General features: G+C 75.3%; 9 protein-coding genes. 6 read left to right on the forward strand and 3 right to left on the reverse strand.

Annotated features, from left to right (window positions below):
• Positions 1-854, reverse strand: an 854-nt coding sequence (locus ACIY1X_RS17885; RefSeq protein WP_399683025.1) for an aldo/keto reductase, incomplete at its 3' end; no start/stop codon positions are given.
• Positions 855-973: 119 nt separating this feature from the next.
• Here ACIY1X_RS17885 and ACIY1X_RS17890 point away from each other — a divergent pair.
• A complete protein-coding gene (locus ACIY1X_RS17890; RefSeq protein ID WP_399683028.1) occupies positions 974-1,918 on the forward strand; it encodes a LysR substrate-binding domain-containing protein in 945 nt (314 codons plus the stop codon).
• Positions 1,915-3,153 carry an NAD(P)/FAD-dependent oxidoreductase gene (locus ACIY1X_RS17895; protein ID WP_399683031.1) on the forward strand — a complete coding sequence of 413 codons (1,239 nt, stop codon included), beginning with the start codon at positions 1,915-1,917 and terminating at the stop codon, positions 3,151-3,153. The genes ACIY1X_RS17890 and ACIY1X_RS17895 overlap by 4 nt, the downstream gene beginning before the upstream one ends.
• 20 nt (positions 3,154-3,173) lie before the next feature.
• Here the strand turns inward: ACIY1X_RS17895 and ACIY1X_RS17900 are convergent, their stop codons facing one another.
• Entirely contained in the window at positions 3,174-4,334 is a 1,161-nt protein-coding gene (locus ACIY1X_RS17900; RefSeq protein WP_399683033.1) for a septal ring lytic transglycosylase RlpA family protein, read from the reverse strand.
• A complete protein-coding gene (gene glnE, locus ACIY1X_RS17905; RefSeq protein ID WP_399683036.1) occupies positions 4,327-7,266 on the reverse strand; it encodes a bifunctional [glutamate--ammonia ligase]-adenylyl-L-tyrosine phosphorylase/[glutamate--ammonia-ligase] adenylyltransferase in 2,940 nt (979 codons plus the stop codon). Before glnE ends, ACIY1X_RS17900 begins: the two co-directional genes overlap by 8 nt.
• A 25-nt stretch (positions 7,267-7,291) precedes the next feature.
• On the opposite strand from glnE, the gene ACIY1X_RS17910 reads away from it, so the two are divergent.
• The 4 genes from ACIY1X_RS17910 to ACIY1X_RS17925 all read left to right on the forward strand — a co-directional run.
• Positions 7,292-11,437: a YhdP family protein gene (locus ACIY1X_RS17910; RefSeq protein WP_399683038.1), complete on the forward strand. Its 4,146-nt coding sequence runs from the start codon at positions 7,292-7,294 to the stop codon at positions 11,435-11,437.
• Positions 11,434-12,252 carry a carbon-nitrogen hydrolase family protein gene (locus ACIY1X_RS17915; protein ID WP_399683041.1) on the forward strand — a complete coding sequence of 273 codons (819 nt, stop codon included), beginning with the start codon at positions 11,434-11,436 and terminating at the stop codon, positions 12,250-12,252. Before ACIY1X_RS17910 ends, ACIY1X_RS17915 begins: the two co-directional genes overlap by 4 nt.
• A gap of 7 nt (positions 12,253-12,259) precedes the next feature.
• The gene (locus ACIY1X_RS17920; protein ID WP_399683044.1) at positions 12,260-14,386 is read left to right on the forward strand and encodes a nitrogen regulation protein NR(II); all 2,127 of its coding nucleotides are present in this window, start codon (positions 12,260-12,262) and stop codon (positions 14,384-14,386) included.
• A gap of 30 nt (positions 14,387-14,416) precedes the next feature.
• On the forward strand, positions 14,417-15,021 hold a 605-nt coding region (locus ACIY1X_RS17925; RefSeq protein WP_399683047.1), incomplete at its 3' end, for a response regulator transcription factor.

Raw genomic sequence — 15,021 nt, forward strand, 5'->3', positions numbered from 1 at the left:
CGCTGCAGCAGCCAGGCCAGCGCCACCTGCGCCGGCGAGCGGCCCAGCGCCTGCGCGATGGCCTTCACCTCCTCGGCGATGTCCAGGTTGCGCTCGCTGAGCATGTCGTGCGTCAGCGCCACCTGCTGGCGCGTGCCGCGCACGGTGAGCGACTGCGCATCGCCCTGCGCCAGCGAAGCGCGGTCGTACTTGCCCGCGAGCACGCCCATGCCCAGCGGCGACCACGCCGTCACGCCCAGGCCCAGTGCCTCGGCCATCGGCACCAGGTCGCGCTCGACCGTGCGCTGCACCAGGCTGTATTCGACCTGCAGCGCCACCAGCGGCGTCCAGCCGCGCAGCGCGGCCAGCGTCTGCATGCGCGCGACCTGCCAGGCCGGCGTGTCGGAGATGCCGGCGTACAGCAGCTTGCCCGCGCGCACCAGGTCGTCGAAGCCGCGCATCACCTCCTCCACCGGCGTGGTGCCGTCCCAGATGTGCAGGTACAAGAGGTCGATGTAGTCGGTGCCCAGGCGCTTCAGGCTTTCGTCCACCGCGCGCACCAGGCTCTTGCGGTGGTTGCCGCCGCCGTTGGGGTCGCCGGGGTGCAGGTTCAGCGAGTACTTGGTCGCCAGCACCAGCCGGTCGCGCCGGCCGGCGGCGAAGCGGCCCAGCAGCGCCTCGCTGCTGCCGCCGGTGTAGAAGTTGGCGGTGTCGACGAAGTTGCCGCCGCGCTCGACGTACAGGTCGAAGATGCTGCGCGCCTCGGCCTCGTCGGCGCCCCAGCCCCAGTCGGTGCCGAAGGTCATCGTGCCCAGCGCCAGCGGGCTCACGCGCAGGCCGCTCGCGCCCAGGGTCAGGTAGTCGGTCAGTTGCATGGTGCGGTCCCTTTCCAGGAAAAGAAGAAGTCGACGGGCCCGAAGGTAGACCGCCGATTCCTCGGGAAAAAGCCGGTTGGGCCGCATGCGTCTTGAAGCACCGCTTCATAATGGACCGCATGTCGCCCGAGCTGCTCCCCGCCATCGCCGCCTTCGCGCAGGTGGCGCGGCACGCCAGCTTCACCAAGGCGGCGGCGCAGATGGGCGTGTCGCCCTCGGCGCTCTCGCAGACCGTGCGCACGCTGGAAGGGCGCCTGGGCGTGCGCCTGCTGGACCGCAGCACGCGCCGCGTCGGCCTCACCGAACTCGGCCGCCAGTTCCTCGACGCCGCCGCGCCCGGCCTGGCGCAGCTGGCGCAGGCGGTGGACGGGCTGGACGAGCGGCGCGACGCGCCGGCCGGCGTGCTGCGGCTGAACCTGTCGAGCGTGGCGGCGCGCGTGCTGCTGCTGCCGCACCTGGCCGACTTCGCCGCCGCGTACCCCGGGATCACGCTCGACCTGCACTGCGACAACCGCCTGCTCGACCTGGTGGCCGGCGGCTTCGACGCCGGCATCCGCCTGGGCGAGAGCCTGGCGCAGGACGTGGTGGCCGTGCCGCTGGGCGGCGCGCAGCGGATGGTGTGCTTCGCCTCGCCGCGCTACCTGCAGGGCCGGCGGCCGCCGCGCACGCCGCAGGAGCTGAAGGACCACGCCTGCGTCAACATCCGCCTCACGGCGGGCGGCCTGTACCGCTGGGAATTCGTGCAGGCCGGCCGCGTGTTCGAGGTGGCGGTGCAGGGCCCGCTGGTGGCCAACGACAACGGCGTGCTGGTCGCCGCCGTGCGCGCCGGCGCCGGCATCGGCTGCGCCTTCGAGGGCGAGGTGCGTCCCGACTTCGAAGCCGGTACGCTGGTGCCCGTGCTGGAGCGCTGGTGGGCCAGCTTCCCCGGCTTCTACCTCTACCACCCCAGCCGCGCGCAGATGCCGCGCAAGCTGCGCGCCTTCATCGACTTCATGCAGCCGCGCCTGCGCGAGGCGCCGCCACAACGGCCCGCGCGCACCGGGCGCAAAGGAGCATGGCCATGACCTCCCCCGTTATCGTCCTCGGCGCCGGCATGGTCGGCACCTGCACCGCACTGCACCTGGCGATGCGCGGCCACGCGGTGGCGCTGGTCGACCGCCGCGAGCCCGGGCGCGAGACCTCCTACGGCAACGCCGGCATCATCCAGCGCGAGGCCGTCGAGCCCTACGCCTTTCCGCGCAGCATCGCGCGGCTGCTGGGCGTGGCGCTCAAGCGCGGGTCGGACGTCAACTACCACTTGCGCGCGTTGCCGCGCGTGGCCGGCGGGCTGGCGCGCTACTGGCGCCACTCGGGCGCCGCGCACTACCCGGCGATCGCGCAGGCCCATGCGCGCCTGATCGAGCACGCCACCAGCGAGCACGCGCCCTTGATCGCCGCCGCCGGCGCCGAGGACCTGGTGCGCCGCGAGGGCTACCTGCACGTCTTCCGCGACGCCGCCGGCCTGGACACGGCGCTGGCCGAGGCCGAAGCGCTGGCGCGCAGCCACGGGCTGCGCCACGCCGCGCTGGACGGCGACGCGCTGGCCGCCGCCGAGCCCGCGCTGCGCCGCCGCCTGGCCGGCGCGGTCCATTGGCTCGACCCCTGGAGCGTGAGCGACCCGGGCGAGCTGGTGGCGCGCTACGCGGCGCAGTTCCGGCGCCTGGGCGGCACGCTGGTGCGCGGCGATGCGGCGACCCTGCGGCCCACCGCCACCGGCTGGCAGGTGCGCACCGACGACGGCCTGCTCGATGCCGAGCACGCCGTCATCGCGCTCGGCCCGTGGGCCGACCTGCTGCTACGCCCGCTGGGCTACCGGCTGCCGCTGTTCGTCAAGCGCGGCTACCACCGCCACCACGCGGGCGCCCCGGGGCCGCGGCTGCCGCTGTACGACGTGGCGCGCGGCCTGGTCATCGCCCCCATGCGGCGCGGCGTGCGCATCACCACCGGCGCCGAGTTCGCGCGGCGCGACGCGCCGGCCACGCCCTGGCAGCTCGGCCGCGCCGAGGCGCATGCGCGCGAGCTGCTCGACCTGGGCGATCCGGTGGAGCCGCAGCCCTGGCTGGGTGCGCGGCCCTGCACGGCCGACATGAAGCCGGTGATCGGCCCGGCGCCGCGCCACCGCGGCCTGTGGTTCAACTTCGGCCACGCGCACCAGGGCTTCACGCTCGGGCCGGTCAGCGGGCGGCTGCTGGCCGAGCTGATCGGCGGCGAGGCGCCGCTGGTGGACCCGGCGCCCTATGCGGCGCAGCGGTTCCCGTAGGGGCGAGGAAAGGGGCCGGCCTACCGCCGTTCGACCACGATGGGCGACAGGCGCAGGCCGTCGCGCAACTGCGCCTGCGCGGCGGCGGCTGCCTCGCGGCTGGGGTAGGGCCCGGCCTGCAGCCGGTGCGTGCCGCTTTCGCTGAACACGCGCAACTGCGGCGCCAGCGCCGGCAGCGTGCGGCCGGCCTGCGTCTGCAGGCCCTCGGCGCCCTCGCGCTCGCGGAAGGCGCCGAGTTGCACCCAGAAGCCGGCGGTGGCTGCCGCATCCTGCGGCGCCGGTGCGGACGGCACGGATGGAGGCGCGGCCGGCGGTGTGGCGGCGGGCGCCGGCGTCATCGGCGGCAGCTCGTCCACCTGCATGCTGCCGAAGCGCGGCGGCGGCGCGGTGCTGTCGCTGGCCGTGCCGGGCGGGGCAGGCTCCGCCGGCGCCTGGGCGAGCACGAGGGCCTGCGATCGGTCGGTGCGTGTGGCCGCCACCGGCGCCACCCAGGCCGGCGGCACGGCGACGGCCTGCACGGGCTCGGCGGCAGGCGGGGCGGCCGGGACAGGCGAGGGCGCCGGTGCGGCCGAGGCGAACTGCGTGCCGCCGTCGCGCCGCCAGGCGCCGGTGCGGATGTCCTCGTTGGTGAGGCGCTCGATCTCCACCGGCGCCACGCCGCGCAGCAGGTCGAGCTTGAGCGCGGCGGTGTAGCTCAGGTCGATGATGCGGCCGTCGTGGAAGGGGCCGCGGTCGTTCACCCGCACGATCGCCTCGCGGCCGTTGGCCGGGTTGCGCACGCGCACGTAGCTGGGCAGCGGCAGCGTCTTGTGCGCGGCCGTCATGGCGTACATGTCGTAGGGCTCGCCGCTGGCGGTGGAGCGGGCGTGGAAGCCGGTGCCGTACCAGGAGGCCAGGCCGCGCTCGCGGAAGGGGCGGTCGTCGGTGATCGGCACGTAGCTGCGCCCGCGCACGCTGTAGGGCTTGCTGGTGCCGCCGCTGGCGCGGACGGGCTCCACGCGCGGCTCGGCGTCGGGCACGCTCGCCAGGTCCGGCGGCGGGGAGGAGGGCGCGCCGTCGCGGCCGATGCGCCCGCCGCCCGGGCCGCTGGCGCAGCCGGCCAGCAGGGCGGCGGCCACCGCCGCGCCCAGGCCCCAGGCGCGCAGCGCGCCGGCTTCGCCGCTACGCGCCGGCTCAGCCAAAGACGGCCTCCCACAGTGCCCGCATGGCCTGCTGTTCCTTCGCCAGCGCCTCGGCCGGCACCTGCGTCGGCTCCTCGTTCAGCCGCGCGCGGTGCTGCACGCGGCGCAGCTCGCGGTAGGCGGCGGCCGCGTCGCGGCCCACGCCCGGCGGCAGCAGGCCGGCCTCCTCGGCGCGCAGCAGCAGCGCGATGTTGCCGACGTTGGGGATCAGCTCGCGATGCTCGCGCGCGGCCGACAGCACCAGGAACTGCACCGCGAACTCCGCGTCCACCATGCCGCCGGGGCTGTGCTTGACGTCGAAGCGGCCGGGCTTGACCGGGTGCGCGGCGCGCACCTTCTCGCGCATGGCGACGATCTCGGCGCGCAGCGCGGCCACGTCGCGCGGGGCGGTGATGACGGCCTCGCGCACGGCGTCGAAGCGCTCGGCCAGCGACGTTCCGCCGCCGGGGCGCCCCAAGGCGGAACGCGCCCCCTCGGGGGGAAGCGAACCACGCGAAGCGGGGAGCGTGGGGGCCACCTCGCCGCCGCCGGGCCGCCCCAAGGCGGCGAGCGCCCCCTCGGGGGGCAGCGAACCATGCGTAGCAGGGAGCGTGGGGGCCAGGTCATCGCCGAGCACGAAGCGCGCGCGCGTCATGGCCTGGTGCTCCCAGGTCCACGCGGTGTTGCTGCCGCGGCCGAGCTGGTACTTCTCGTAGGCCTCGAAGGTGGTGCTCAAGAGGCCCGAGTTGCCGTTGGGCCGCAGCGCGGTGTCGATCTCGTACAGGTCGCCCTCGGCCGTCTTCACCGTGAGCCAGTTGATGAGCTTGCGCACGAAGGCGGCGTACACGTCGCCGGCCATTTCGTCGTCGTCGTCGTGCACGAAGACGATGTCCAGGTCGCTGCCGTAGCCCAGCTCCTTGCCGCCGAGCTTGCCGTAGCCGATGACGGCCATGCGCGGCGTCTCGCGGTGGCGGCCCCGCAGCAGGGCCCAGCACCAGCGGGCGGTGACGCGCAGCACCGTGTCGGCCAGGGCGCTCAGGTCGTCGGCCACCTGCTCGACGGTGAGGCGCCCGTCCACGTCGCGCGCCAGGGTGCGGAACACCTCGGCGTGGTGCGCGCGGCGCAGCAGGCTCAGCAGGGCCTCCTCGTCGGCCTCGCCGGTGCTGCGCAGCGAGGAGCGCCGCGCCTCCAGCTCGGCCTCGAAGTCCTCGGCGACGAAGCGGCCGGCCAGCAGCTCGGCGCCGGCCAGCTCGTCGATCACGCCGGGGTGCTGCATCAGGTAGCGCGCCGGCCAGCGGGCCGCGCCGAGCAGGCGCAGCAGGCGCTCGTGCACACCGGGCCGCTCGACCAGCAGCGCCAGGTAGCTGTCGCGCCGCAGCAGCGGCTCCATCCAGTCGGCCCAGCGCAGGGCGGCATCGATGCGCGCGGGTGCGGCGTCCGCCGCCTCGTCTTCGCCGTCGGGTGCGCGCAGCCACTGGCCGGTGCGGCGCACCAGCTGGTACAGGCGGGCGCGGGCGTCGTCGCGCAGGGCCTGCACGCGCGGGTTGTCGCACCAGGCGCGGATGCGTTCGGCCAGGGGCGGCGGCAGGTCGGCCAGCAGCTCGCCCAGGTCGGTGGGCGCGGGGGCGCGCGCGCCCTTGCTCCGGCAGTTGCCGTTGCACGGCTTGTCGCCGCCGAGCAGGCGGTCGAACTCCTGCGCCACGAACTCGCGGTGCGCGTCCAGCTCGGTGAGGAAGGCGCAGGTGCCGGCAAAGCCCATGGTCGTGGCGATCCAGGCCAGGTCCTCGTCGGCCACCGGCAGCATGTGGGTCTGCTGGTCGTCCAGGTACTGGATGCGGTGCTCGACCCGGCGCAGGAAGACGTAGGCCGCGGCCAGCGCGTCGGCCGCGGGCTGCGGCATCAGGCCGGCGCGGGCCAGGCGCTGCAGCGCGTCGAGGGTTGGGCGGGTGCGCAGCTCGGGGAACTGGCCGCCGCGCACCACCTGCAGCAACTGCACGGTGAACTCGATCTCGCGGATGCCGCCGCGCGAGAGCTTGACGTCGTTGGCCCGCTCGGGCCGGCCGGCGCTGCGGCGCGCCGCCTGCTCGCGGATCTGGCGGTGCAGGTCGCGCAGGGCGTCGAACACCGCGTAGTCGAGGTACTTGCGGAACACGAAGGGCAGCACCACGCCGCGCAGCGCCTGGGCCGAGCCGTCGGCCACGCAGGCGGTGGGGGCGACCACGCGGCTCTTGAGCCAGGCGAAGCGCTCCCACTCGCGGCCCTGCACCTGCAGGTATTCCTCCAGCGCGTCGAGCGAGACCACGCTGGGGCCGGAGTTGCCGTTGGGTCGCAGCGCCAGGTCGACGCGGAAGACGAAGCCGTGCTCGGTGGTGTCGCCGACCAGCGCGTAGACGCGCTTGACCGCGCGGGCGAAGTACTCCTGGTTGGAGAGGCGCCCGCGCCCGTCGGGCAGGCCGGCGGTCTCGCCGTCGTGGTCGTACAGGTAGATCAGGTCGATGTCGCTGGAGACGTTGAGCTCGCGCGCGCCCAGCTTGCCCATGCCGACGACCCAGAGCTGCGCGCGGCCGGCATCGGGTCCGGGCGCGGCGGGCGCGCCGTGCAGCGCGTCCAGCTCGGCGAAGGCCTCGGCCACCGCGGTGTCCAGCGCGAACTCGGCCAGTTGCGTCACGGCGCGCGTCACGTCGGCCAGCTCGCAGCCGGCGTCGCAGTCGAGCACCACCAGGCGCTCCATGACGAGCTGGCGCACGATGCGCAGCGCGTCGCCCGCCGCGTCGCCGCGCCCGCGCAGGGCGGCGTAGGCGGCTTCCATGTGGGGGCGCAGCGGGGCGCCGGGCGGCAGCAGCGGCAATTCGGCCGCATAGCGGCGGCGCAGGCGCTGCACGAAGCGCGAGTGGGCGGAGGCGGGCGGCGCTGCAGAGGCCGGCGAGGAACCGGCGGATGGGGCGCCGGTCATAATTTCCGACCCAGCGCGAGCCTCGATGAACGTCACGACGCCTTCCCCTTCACGACTGCTCAGGACGACCGCCCGGATCGCACGCGGACTGCTGTGGTTGCTGATCGCGGCATGGCTGGGGCTGCTGCTGTGCGTGGTCGTCCTACACGGCTGGATTGTGCCGCGAATCGGCGAGTGGCGCGGCGCATTGGAAGCACAGGCCACGCGGGCCATCGGGGTACCGGTGCGCATCGGCGCCATCGAGGCCCGCACCGAGGGCCTGTTCCCCACCATCGAGCTGCGCGACGTGGCGCTGCAGGACGCGCAGCAGCACGACGCGCTGCGGCTGGCGCGCGTGGTGGCGGGCGTGTCGCCGCGCTCGCTGTGGCACCTGAGCTTCGAGCAGCTCTACATCGAGCGCCCCGAGGCGCAGGTGCGGCGCGACGCGCAGGGCCGGCTGCACGTGGCCGGGCTCGACCTGTCGGCCGACGACGGCAGCGCCGGCGGCGAGCGCGCGGCCGACTGGTTCTTCGCGCAGCGCGAGCTGGTGGTCGAGGGCGGCACCGTGCAGTGGACCGACGAGCTGCGCGCCGCGCCGCCCCTGCTGCTGACCGACGTGCGCTTCGTCGCGCGCAACGGCGCGCGCAGCCACCGCCTGCGGCTGGACGCCACGCCGCCGGCCGGCTGGGGCGAGCGTTTCACGCTGATGGGCGTGTTCCGCCAGCCGCTGCTGTCGCTGCGCAGCGGCGACTGGCGGCGCTGGGACGGCGAGTTCTACGCCGAGCTGCCGCGCATCGACGTCACGCGGCTGGGCCGCTACGTCACGCTCGACGCGCGCATCCGCGAGGGCAGCGGCGCGCTGCGTGCCTGGATCGACGTGGAGGACGGCCAGCCCGCCGGCGGCGCGGCCGACCTCGCGCTGGCGCGCGTCGACGCCGTGCTGGGCGACAAGCTGGAGCCGCTGGTGCTGCGCCAGCTCACCGGCCGGCTGACGGCGCGCAACACGCCCGGGCTGTTCGAGTTCTCCACCCGCGACCTGCAGTTCGCCACCGGCGACGGCGTGCGCTGGCCGGGCGGCAACGTGTGGTTCCGCCGCACGGCGGCCCAGGGCCGCACGCCCGAGAGCGGCGCGCTGCGCGCCGACCGCATCGACCTGGGCGCGCTGGCGCTGATCGCCAACCGCCTGCCGCTGGGCGACGGGATCCGCGGCGTCATCGCCCGCCGCGCGCCGCGCGGGCTGGTGGAGAACATCGATGCCGCCTGGCAGGGCCCGCTGGACGCGCCTGCGACGTACCAGGCCAAGGGGCGCGTGACGGGCCTGAGCCTGGCCTCCAGCGTCGAGGCCACCACGCCCGCCACCCGCATCGCGCAGGCGCGCGCGCCGGTGGGTGTGCCCGGCATCCGCGGGCTGGACGCCAGCTTCGACATGACCCAGGCCGGCGGCCGCGCCACGCTCGCCATGGCCTCCGGCGCGCTGGAGCTGCCGGGCGTGTTCGAAGACCCGCTGCTGCCGCTGGACCAGATGAGCGGCACGCTGCAGTGGCAGCGCGAGGGCGAGCGCATCCAGCTCAGCCTGCCCGACCTGCGCTTCGCCAACGCCGACGCCGAGGGCAGCGCGCGCCTGGCCTGGCACACCAGCGACCCGGCGGCCTCGGGCAGCCGCTCGCGCTTCCCCGGCGTGCTGGACCTGCAGGGCCGGCTCGACCGCGCCGACGGCACGCGCGTGCACCGCTACCTGCCGCTGGACATCCCGCAGGAGGTGCGCCACTACGTGCGCGACGCGGTGAGGAAGGGCCGCGCCAGCGAGGCCGACTTCCGCCTGCGCGGCGACCTGTGGGACATGCCCTTCAAGGACCCGGCCAAGGGCGAGTTCCGCATCGCTGCCAAGGTGCAGGACGTGCAGTACGCCTACGTGCCGCACGAGCAGAACGGCCAGCCCCCGGCCTGGCCGGCGCTGGGCAGCCTGTCGGGCGACCTGGTCTTCGACCGCGCCGGCATGCAGGTGGCCAACGCCCGGGCGCGGCTGGCCGCGGCGCCGGCGGTCGAGCTGCTGCGCGGCGAGGCGCGCATCCCGGACCTGGAGCACGCGGTGCTGTCGGTCGATGCGCAGGCGCGCGGCCCGCTGGGCGACGTGCTGCGCCTGGGCGCGCCGCTGGCCGGCGGCGCGCGCGACTTCCTCGCCGGCCTGCACGCCGAGGGCGGCGGCGACTACCGGCTGAAGCTGGAGCTGCCCATCCAGGCGATGGACCAGGCCAAGGTGCAGGCCCGCGTCGCGCTGGCCGGCAACACGCTGCAGCTGGCGCCGCGCACGCCCGCCTTCACCCAGGCGCAGGGCGCGCTGGACTTCACCGAGCGCGGCTTCAGCCTGGGCGGCCTGCAGGCCCGCCTGGCCGGCGGCGAAGTGCGCGTGGAGGGCCAGGGCCGCTGGGACGGCAGCGGCGACGAGCTGGACCTGCGCGCCAGCGGCCGCCTGACGGCCGAGGGCCTGCGCGAGGCGCGCGAGGTGGCCTGGCTGGCGCCGCTGGCGCGCCGAGCCGAGGGCGCCACCGACTACAGCGTCAGCGTCCGGCAGCGCCGCGGCACGCCGGAGTTCAGCGTCGCCAGCGACCTGCGCGGCCTGGCGCTGGACCTGCCTGCGCCACTGGGCAAGAGCGCCGAGGCGGCGCTGCCGCTGCGCGTGGCGCAGACCGCGCTGCGCCCGGGTGCCGAGGGCGCCGCCGCCGGCGAGCAACTGGAGGCCACGCTGGGCGGCGTCGCCTCGGCCCGGCTGCTGCGCGACACCGCGGGCGCCGCGCCGCGCCTGACGCGCGGCGCCGTCCACATCGGCGCCGAGGCGGTCGAGGCGGGCGCGCTGCCCCATGCGGGCCTGCTGGCCAACGTGGTGCTCGACCGGCTCGACGTCGACGAATGGCGGCGCCTGCTGTCCGACGGCGCCGGTGCGCTCGACGCGCAGACGCCGGCGGCGCAGGCCTCGGCGCCTGCCGCCACCGCCTGGATGCCCGACCTGGTGGCCATCCGCGCCGGCACCTTCCGCGTGGCCGGCCGCACCCTGCACGACGTGGTGCTCGGCGGCTCGCGCGAGGGCGAGCTCTGGCGCGCCAACATCGACGCGCGCGAGCTCAGCGGCTATGCCGAGTACGGCAGCCAGTCCGCCGGGCGCCTGTACGCGCGGCTGGCCCGGCTGAAGATCGCCCCGAGCGAGGCGCACGAGGTCGAGACGCTGCTGGACGAGCAGCCCGACGACCTGCCGGCGCTGGACGTGGTGGTCGACGACTTCGAGCTGCTGGGCAAGCGCCTGGGCCGTGCCGAGATCGACGCCGTCAACCGCGGCGGCCGCGAGCGCGAGTGGCGGCTGAACAAGCTGGTGCTGTCCACGCCCGAGGGCGTGTTCAACGCCAAGGGCAGCTGGGCGGCGCCCGCCGGTGCCGGGCCGGGCGCGGTGCGCCGCACGGCGATGGACTTCCAGCTCGACATCCAGGACGCCGGCGCGCTGCTGGAGCGCTTCGGCATGCGCGGCGTGCTCGCGCGCGGGCGCGGGCAGATGAGCGGCCAGGTGCAGTGGCGCGGCTCGCCCTTCTCCATCGACTACCCCAGCCTGGGCGGCCAGGTGCACCTGGACGTGGCCTCCGGCCAGTTCCTCAAGGCCGACCCCGGCATCGCCAAGCTGCTGGGCGTGCTCAGCCTGCAGGCGCTGCCGCGGCGGCTGACGCTGGACTTCCGCGACGTGTTCAGCGCCGGCTTCGCCTTCGACTTCATCCGCGGCGACGCGCGCATCGCCAGCGGCACCGCCTCCACCAACAACCTGCAGATGAAGGGCGTCAACGCCGCGGTGCTGATGGACGGGCAGGCCGACATCGTGCGCGAGACGCAGGACCTGCGCGTGGTCGTCGTGCCCGAGATCAACGCCGGCACCGCCGCGCTGGTGGCCACCGCCATCAACCCGGCCGTCGGCCTGGGCGCCTTCCTGGCGCAGATGGTGCTCAGCCGCCCGCTGGCCGTGGCCGCCACGCAGGAGTTCCACATCGACGGCACCTGGGCCGACCCCAAGGTGAACAAGCTGGAGCGGCGCCACCTGCCCGAACTGCCGAAGCTGCCGGCGCTGCCGCACCTGCCCGAGCTGTCCGAATTGCCGAAGCTGCTGCCGCTGCCGCCGGGCGGCGGCGCGCCCGCCACGAAGGAGACCCGACCATGAAGATCGCTGCCGTGCAGATGGTGTCCGGCGTCTCGCGCGAGGCCAACCTGGCCCGCGCGCGCGCCCTGCTGGCCGAGGCCGCCGCCGGCGGCGCCGAGCTGGCCGTGCTGCCCGAGTACTTCTGCCTGATGGGCCACCGCGACGGCGACAAGCTGCCGCTGGCCGAGACGCCGGGCGAGGGCCCGGTGCAGCGCTTCCTGGCCGACGCGGCGCGCGAGCTGGGCCTGTGGATCGTCGGCGGCACGCTGCCGATGCGGGTGGAGGGCGATGCGCAGCACGTCTTCAACACCAGCCTGGCCTTCTCGCCGCAGGGCGAGTGTGCCGCGCGCTACGACAAGATCCACCTCTTCTGCTTCGACAACGGCCGCGAGCGCTACGACGAGGCGCGCGTCATCGCGCCCGGCGCGCGGCCGGTCGTCTTCGAGCTGCCCTCGCGCGACGGCCACCGCTGGCGCGTCGGCATGAGCGTGTGCTACGACCTGCGCTTCCCCGAGCTGTACCGCGCGCTGGCCGGGCAGGGCGCCGACCTGCTGCTGGTGCCCGCCGCCTTCACCCACACCACCGGCAGCGCGCACTGGGAGCTGCTGCTGCGCGCCCGCGCTGTCGAGAACCTGTGCTGGGTCGCCGCGCCCGCACAGGGCGGCACGCACGAGAACGGCCGCCGCACCTGGGGCCAGACGCTGGTGGCCGACCCCTGGGGCCAGGTGGTCGCGCAGCGCGCCGAAGGCGAGGGCGTCGTCCTCGCCGACCTCGACATCGTCCGCCTGGCGCAGTGCCGCACGCAACTGCCGGCCCTGGGCCACCGCGTCCTGTGAAAGCGCCGTGAGCAAACCGCCGCAGGCCGCCCTCGACCTCCCCGCCACGCCGCCGGCGCCGTGGCGCCGCACCTTGCGGGCGCTGCGCTCGCTGTGGCGGCGCTGGTTCCTGTGGGTGCTGCTGGCCGTGCTGGTGATGGGGCTGCTGGTCACCGTGGTGTGGCTGGCCGGCCGGCACGAGGTGGAGCAGGTGCAGGTGCGGCTGGACCGCGACACCGCCGACGCCGTGGCCGACCTGCGCGCCGGCCTGGCGCGCAACGTGCAAAGCCTGCAGACGCTGCAGGCCGCACCCCAGGACCCCGCGCAATGGGGCGCCGCCGCCGCCGAGCTGCTGCGCGGGCACCGCGAGTGGCTGCGCATCGAGTGGCGCGACGCCCGGTTCGGCCTGCTGCACGCCGTCGACACGCCCTACCGCCCCGAGGTGTTCGACCCCGCCGAGCGCGTCGAGGCCTCGCCCGACCTGGTGATGGCCTGCACCGCCGCGCGCCGCCAGCGCAGCGCCGCCTATGCGCCCAGCCACTACGTGCCGTTCGTGCAGCCGCCGGGCACGGCCGGCGGCCTGGAGGTGATGGACCTGTGCCTGCCGCTCGAATCGGGCGGCTACCTGGTGGCCGCCTACGGCCTGCGCGGCATGCTCGGCGAGATGCTCGGCCCGGCCCTCATGCGCGGCCAGGAGGTCTCGCTGGCCGAGACCGACGGCACCCGCCTGGTGAGCCTGGGCACGGCGCGTCGCGTGGGCAACCGCGTGTTCACCGCGCAGCAGCTGCTGGACCTGCCGGGCAACGCGCTGGTGCTGCGCGTGGACGGCTGGCGCACCGCGCCCGACCTGTTCCCCAACGTGCTGACCGGTCTGGTCACCGCCATGTCCATCGCGCTGGTGTCGGTGCTGGTGCTGCTGGCGCGCGACACGCGCCGGCGCGAGCAGGCCGAGGCCGAACTCTCCGACGCCCTGGCCTTCCGCAAGGCGATGGAGGACTCGGTCATGACCGGCCTGCGCGCGCGCGACCTGCAGGGCCGCATCACCTACGTCAACCCGGCCTTCTGCGAGATGGTGGGCTTCGCGCCCGAGGAACTGCTGGGCGCCTCGCGCGACGTGCCCTACTGGCCGTCCGAGCTGGCGCACGAGTACTGGCAGCGCCAGCGCCAGCGCCAGGCCAGCGGCGACTTCGCGCGCGAGGGCTTCGAGTCCGTCTTCCAGCGCAAGGACGGCACGCGCTTCCCGGTGCTGATCTTCGAGGCCCCGCTGGTCAACGCGCAGCGCGTGCAGACCGGCTGGATGAGCGCTTTCATCGACATCAGCGAGCAGCGCCGCATCGAGGAGATCTCGCGCGCCAGCCAGGAGCGCCTGCAGGCCAGCGCCCGGCTGGCCGCCGTGGGCGAGATGGCCTCGCTGCTCAGCCACGAGCTGACGCAGCCGCTGGCGGCCATCGCCAGCTATGCCACCGGCTCGCTGAACCTGCTGGCCGATCCGGCCGCCGCGCCGGTGCCCGCGCCCGAGCGCGAGGACATCGCCATGGCCGTGCGCCGCATCGCCGAGCAGGCCGACCGCGCCGGCCAGGTGATCCGCAGCGTGCACGATTTCGTGCGCCGCCGCGACCGCACGCGCGAGGCCGTCGCGCCGCGCCTGCTGTTCGACGCGGTGCTGCCGCTGGTGGGCCTGCAGGCGCGCAAGCTCGGCGTGCGCATCGAGCTGGACGTGCCCGCCGACCTGCCCGCCGTGCAGTGCGACCCGACGCTGGTGGAGCAGGTGATCCTCAACCTCGCGCGCAACGGCATGCAGGCCATGGACGGCGCGCCACCGGGCCAGCGCGTGCTGTGCCTGGCCGCGGCGCGCGTCGGCGGCCCCGTCAGCGCCGGCGCCGCGGCGCGGCGCTGGCTGGCCTTCAGCGTCACCGACCGCGGCAGCGGCATCGACGAGGCCACCGCCGCGCGGCTGTTCACCCCCTTCTTCACCACCCGGCCCGACGGCATGGGCCTGGGCCTGAGCCTGTGCCGCACGGTCGTGGAGCAGCACGGCGGCGAGCTGGTGCACGAGCCGAGCGCGCCGTGCGGCACCGTCTTCCGCTTCACGCTGCCGGTGGCCGGTGCCGCGCCCGCATTGCCGCCCGCCGAAACGGCCGCGGCGCCCGGCTGAGCCCGCGCGCCGCCACGGAGCCTTTCACGCATGCAACCCCCCATCGATGCCCGGATCTTCATCGTCGACGACGACGCCAGCGTGCGCGAGGCGCTGGCCTGGCTGCTGCGCTCGCGCCGCCTCGACAGCGAGCACTACGCCAGCGCCGAGGCCTTCGAGCAGCGCCTGGCCGACGCCCCCGCCATCGACCAGCCGCGCTGCCTGCTGCTGGACGTGCGCATGCCCGGCATCAGCGGGCTGGTGCTGTTCGACCGGCTGGCCGAGCGGCAGTTGCTGGCCGAGATGCCGGTGATCTTCCTGACCGGCCACGCCGACGTGCCGACCGCGGTGGACGCCGTCAAGCGCGGCGCCTTCGACTTCTGCGAGAAGCCCTTCTCGGACAACGCGCTGGTGGACCGCATCGAGCACGCGCTGGCCGCCTCGCAGGAGGCCATCGACGCGCGGCGCGCGCGCCAGTGCATCCAGCGGCGCGTGCAGGAACTGACCGAACGCGAGCGCGAGGTGATGCGCCGCGTGGTGGAGGGGCTGCCCAACAAGCTCATCGCCGAGCAGCTGTCGATCAGCGTGCGCACGGTCGAGGTGCACCGCGCGCGCGTGTTCGACAAGATGGAGGTGCGCTCCGCGGTGGAACTGGC

It is taken from the genome of Xenophilus sp. (assembly GCF_044462705.1).
Lineage (GTDB): Bacteria > Pseudomonadota > Gammaproteobacteria > Burkholderiales > Burkholderiaceae_C > Xenophilus > Xenophilus azovorans.

Excerpts from the sequence above, each read along its gene's own strand:
- ACIY1X_RS17915 (WP_399683041.1), top strand. The coding sequence starts at position 11,434 with ATGAAGATCGCTGCCGTGCAGATGGTGTCCGGCGTCTCGCGCGAGGCC.
- ACIY1X_RS17890 (WP_399683028.1), top strand. The coding sequence starts at position 974 with ATGTCGCCCGAGCTGCTCCCCGCCATCGCCGCCTTCGCGCAGGTGGCG.
- glnE (WP_399683036.1), bottom strand. The coding sequence starts at position 7,266 with ATGACCGGCGCCCCATCCGCCGGTTCCTCGCCGGCCTCTGCAGCGCCG.
- ACIY1X_RS17910 (WP_399683038.1), top strand. The coding sequence starts at position 7,292 with ATGAACGTCACGACGCCTTCCCCTTCACGACTGCTCAGGACGACCGCC.
- ACIY1X_RS17895 (WP_399683031.1), top strand. The coding sequence starts at position 1,915 with ATGACCTCCCCCGTTATCGTCCTCGGCGCCGGCATGGTCGGCACCTGC.